Here is a 1,276-nt window from a genome sequence, read left to right on the forward strand (position 1 = left end):
ACCCCCCGCAACCCCGGCGTCCTCCGCAACCGCGCCACGCCCCGAGACCCGTACTCCACCCACCACCGCAACCACCGCCCACTCCCCCACCGCCGGAACCACCACCAAAGGGGTCATTAGTCAGCAAAACGTAACAACGCACCGGAGCGATCATCCGACGAATGCGGCCAACACACCCCCTCACCACCCGCACGGCCCAAAGGGCCCGGATTTCCGCCCCGGCCGCCGCGATCCGGCCAAAGGCCGGTCCTGCGGCCCACCGTGCAGTTACCGGTACGGGCAACGGCCGGTTGTATGAGTTGCCGGATACCACCTCACGTGCCGAAGGACGGATCACACGGTGCTCAGCAACCGCACTGCCCCCCGACTCGCTGCCGCCGCAGCGCTCGCCGCCGCCCTGAGCGCCGGACCGGTGCAGAGCGCCCTGGCCGACGGCCGGGCGGTCACGGCGACCGCCGTGGCCAAACCGGTCAAGGCGGCCCCTCCCGTGGGCCTGCGTGCCGACGACGACGGCGGGTGGCGGGGCGACGGCCTGTCCCTCAACGCCGCGGACAACAAGAAGGTCGACGCGTTCCTCGCCCGCGCCCGGTCCGCCGAGCGGACCGTCAGCCCCGAGATGGAGGCGGTGGCCCGCATCAGCCACGCCACCCTCATCGGCTTCGACCACCGGCTGAAGTCGCCGGACTCCCTCAAGCGCAAGGTCGCCACGGCCATGAAGGCGGCCCCCGGGCAGAGCGTGGACGCCGCCCTGGCCAGGATCAGCGACTCGCTGCGCTACACCCTCCAGTGGCCGGACGGCAGCTACACCAACGGAGTGACCATCGCCTCCTCGGCCCTGGCGCTGTGGGGCAACGACAGCGTCAAGTGGTCCAACACCTGGGGCCGCAAGTACGGCTACAAGGGCATCAACGCCGCCTGGCGCGACCCGCGCTCCCACCACGTGTTCGAGGTGCAGTTCCACACTCCGTCGAGCAAGTGGGCCCAGGAGGCGACGCACAAGCTGTACGAGGAGCAGCGGCTGCCCACCACCTCCCCCGAGCGCGCCCGCGAGCTGCAGGAGCAGCAGGACGCCATCTTCGCGTCGGTGCCCGTGCCCGAGGGCGCGGAGGACCTCGCCGCACCGGCGCAGTCCCGCCCGGAGCCCGCGCGGACGCTGCCGGCTCCCATGGAGCAGCCCGCCGCGGCGGCGTAGCGCTCCGCCGTCCGGGCCGGCGGCCCAGCGGGCGGGTCCGGAGGACGGGCGGACAACTCCGGCGGACGGGCGGACGGCCAGTCG

1 protein-coding gene is annotated in these 1,276 nt (G+C 72.8%); it reads left to right on the top strand.

Annotation, left to right across the window (positions count from 1 at the left end):
- The first annotated feature begins 340 nt into the window (after positions 1-340).
- Positions 341-1,192, top strand: coding sequence for an ATP nucleotide 3'-pyrophosphokinase (locus tag ACSNOH_RS34800; protein WP_436725446.1), 852 nt, complete (start codon positions 341-343; stop codon positions 1,190-1,192).
- Positions 1,193-1,276 lie beyond the last annotated feature (84 nt).

The organism is Streptomyces sp. URMC 127 (assembly GCF_051386535.1).
Classification (GTDB): domain Bacteria; phylum Actinomycetota; class Actinomycetes; order Streptomycetales; family Streptomycetaceae; genus Streptomyces.